This is a genomic window from Leucobacter sp. M11, assembly GCF_035726885.1.
Classification (GTDB): Bacteria; Actinomycetota; Actinomycetes; order Actinomycetales; family Microbacteriaceae; genus JAPFRB01.
Genome location: NZ_JAPFRB010000005.1, coordinates 115 through 3,124, shown reverse-complemented (window position 1 = coordinate 3,124; position 3,010 = coordinate 115). Strand labels below are relative to the sequence as shown.

2 protein-coding genes and 1 tRNA gene are annotated in these 3,010 nt (G+C 67.9%); all 3 read right to left on the bottom strand.

Annotated features, from left to right (window positions below; translation table 11 throughout):
- Window positions 1-198: 198 nt before the first annotated feature.
- Entirely contained in the window at window positions 199-1,584 is a 1,386-nt protein-coding gene (locus tag OOT08_RS15230) for an APC family permease (RefSeq protein WP_325093691.1), read from the bottom strand.
- A gap of 340 nt (window positions 1,585-1,924) precedes the next feature.
- Window positions 1,925-1,997: transfer RNA gene (locus OOT08_RS15225), tRNA-Asn, on the bottom strand.
- A 112-nt stretch (window positions 1,998-2,109) separates the two neighbouring features.
- Entirely contained in the window at window positions 2,110-2,952 is an 843-nt protein-coding gene (locus tag OOT08_RS15220; protein ID WP_325093689.1) for an ABC transporter ATP-binding protein, read from the bottom strand.
- Between the last annotated feature and the right edge of the window lie 58 nt (window positions 2,953-3,010).

Below are 3,010 nucleotides of genomic sequence, written 5' to 3'. Positions count from 1 at the left end.
CAAGGGCTCCCGCGAGCGCCATCCCGAGCGCCGTCACCGCGGCGATCCAGCGCACGCGCCACAATCCCGTCGCACGCGTCTTCGCCTGTGTCATCCGATTCCCCTCGTTCCCCGCCCGGGGGCAGTGCTGCCCCCTCTGGGCAGGCTAGTGCCGCGGGGCACCGCGGGACAAGCCCCGGGCGTGCCCCGCGGCAATACCTACGCCGAGAAGTCCTCCGTTTCCGGGGCGCGGCGGCGGAAGCCGCGCGTGAGCACGGCCAGATAGACGAGTCCGACGGCAAGCCAGCTCAGGCCAATGATGATCGCGTTGCTCTGCAGGCTCGTCCAGATCCACCCCGTGAGCAGGAAGCCCACGAGGGGGGCGACCAGGTAGCGGAGAGTGTTGCTCGGCCCACGGAGCCGGTCAACGAAGAAGTACTGCCGGATCACCGAGAGGTTCACCATCGAGAAGGCCACGAGCGCCCCGAAGCTCACGATGGAGAACAGCAGGTCCGCGTCGATGCCGATCCCGGCGACCGAGATCACCGAGACGAGCAGGATGGCCCGCACGGGGGTCTTGAAGCGCGGGGACAGGTATCCGAAGAAGCTCCGGGGCAGCATCCCGTCGCGACCCATGCTGAACAGGACGCGAGAAACGGAGGCCTGCGCGGCGATGGCGGAGCCCACGGTGCCCGCGACGTAGGCGGACAGGAAGAAGACGATCAGGAAGCCACCGCCCGCGAGGTCCATCACCTCGTTGCCCGCCGCGACCTCGTTCTGGAAGTCGGTGCCGGGCATCACGAGCTGGCTGAGGTACGAAATCAGCACGAACAGCAGGCCCGCCCCGACCGTGACCACGATGATCGCGCGCGGGATGTCGCGCAGGGGCCGCTTTGCCTCCTCGACGAGCGTAGAGATCGCGTCGAAGCCGAGGAAAGACAGGCAGAGCACCGCGGAGCCCGCGAGCAGGGAGGACAGGTCCGCGCCCTCGCCGCCGATACCGCGGAACGGGGCCGCGAAATCGACCGGGTTCCCGTTGCCGGTGACGTAGGTGATCGCGAGGAGCACGAACACCGCGATAAACACGAGCTGGACAATCACGATGATGTTGCTGACCATGGCCACCGTCGTGATGCCGATGATGTTCAGCGCGGTCACGAGCACGATGCAGGCGACCGCGAACACCCAGAACGGGATACTCGGGAAGACCTCGTGCAGGTAGACGCCGATGAGCAGGTAGTTGACGAGCGGCAGGAGCACGTAGTCGAGGAGGAGCAACCAGCCGGTGAGGAAGCCCAGGTTGGGGCCGAACGACTTGCTCGCGAAGGAGTAGGCGGACCCGGCGACCGGGAACTTGCGCACCATTTTTCCGTAGGAGATCGCCGTGAAGGTCATCGCGGCGAGGGTGATCAGGTAGGCGAGCGAGGTGCGCCCGGCGGTGCCGGAGCTGACGATCCCGTAGGTGTCGTAGACCGTGAGCGGGACCATATAGACGAGGCCGAAGAAGATCAGGGACGGCAGTCCCAGGACCCGGCGGAGCTTCGCCTCTGGCTCGTTCGCGACGGCCCGCGCGAGCTGCGCGTCGCCGGAGAGCTGCTGATTCATGATGACGGCCCCCCGCGATCGGCGGTGGGGTGGGTGACTCCGTCGGCGCGGTGGCGCGGACGGGACGCGGTGAAGAACTTCACGTCGGCGTGCCTTCCTCTCAGAGACCGGAGCAGCCCTGCCCCGGTCACCCCAGCCTAGGAAGAATGGCCTGACCACCCCCGGCTCGCTTCGTCTCCGAAGCCGATCATTTCGCACAGAGTGTCCGGGGACGCGTGCCGGCGGCGGCACAGGCGGCGGGATACTGTCGAGGGCATACCGCGGCGGGATCTTGGCGGCGGGATACTGGCGGCGCGGCGGGCAACGAAAAAGCCCCCGTTCCGAAGAACGAGGGCATCCGCTCCCCGAGTTGGACTCGAACCAACAACCTGCCGGTTAACAGCCGGCTGCTCTGCCAATTGAGCTATCGGGGAATATCTCGCGGAGTGTGACCCCCGCGGTGTTTTGGCAACAGAAGAAACTCTATCCGCTTCGGGGCCCGGGCGCAAAATCGGCGACAGCCGCGCGCGTCGCGTCCGGTGTCCGCTACTCCGTGGCGATCTCGTCGTAGGCGTTCGTGCGGAGCGCCTCCGCGAGCTGCTGGACGTAGCGGTGATCCGAGCCGGAGAAGACCTCGTCGATGGTGCCCCGCCCCACCATCGCGCTCTGCTGCATGACGAGGAGCTCGTCCACGAGGGCCTCCAGCATCGCGATGTCGTGCGTGACGAGGAGCAGGGTCGCGCCCTGCTTCTCGCGGTACCACTTGAGCAGCTCGACGATCTTGGGGCGGTTCACCGCGTCCACGCCGAGGGTCGGCTCGTCGGCGACGACCATGCGCGGGGTCAGCATGAGGGAGCGCAGCACGGCCACGCGCTGGCGCTGGCCCTTGCTCAGCTCGAAGGGGTAGCGCTGCAGCATCGTGAGGGGCAGCGCGAGCAGGTCCATCATCTCGGCGATGCGCTCCCCCATTGCCTCGCGGTCGAATCGCTTGACCCGCTCCGCGATGGGCTCGAAGAGAATGTCGCCGACGTTCAGGTCGGAGGGCAGGGTCGCGCCGTCGTCCTGGCCGAGGTAGCCGATGTGCGCGGTGAGGCGGGATCGCTTGCGGCGGCCCAGGCGGCGAAGGGACTCCCCGAGCACCGTGGCCTCGCCGCCGTTGAGGTGGATGTGCGCGGAGCGGTGGGCAACCTCGGTGGCCCGTGCGGCGAGGTAGCGCGCCAGGGTGGACTTACCGGATCCGCTCTCGCCGAGGATGGCGGTGACCCCGCCGCTCGGCACATCGAAGCTGACCCCCTCGACGGCCTGAAACTCCCGGCCGCCGCCGTGGGCGGGATACGCCAGGGACACATCGGAGACGAGGATCGCGGTACCGCTTGCTTCACTACTCACCCCGCCATTGTGACAGCCCAAGCCGGGAGGCCAGCCGTGAAACGCGGGACTGGGCGCG

Bases quoted from the DNA above. Each gene is read 5' to 3' on its own strand.
- OOT08_RS15230 (WP_325093691.1), bottom strand. From the start codon at position 1,584: ATGAATCAGCAGCTCTCCGGCGACGCGCAGCTCGCGCGGGCCGTCGCG.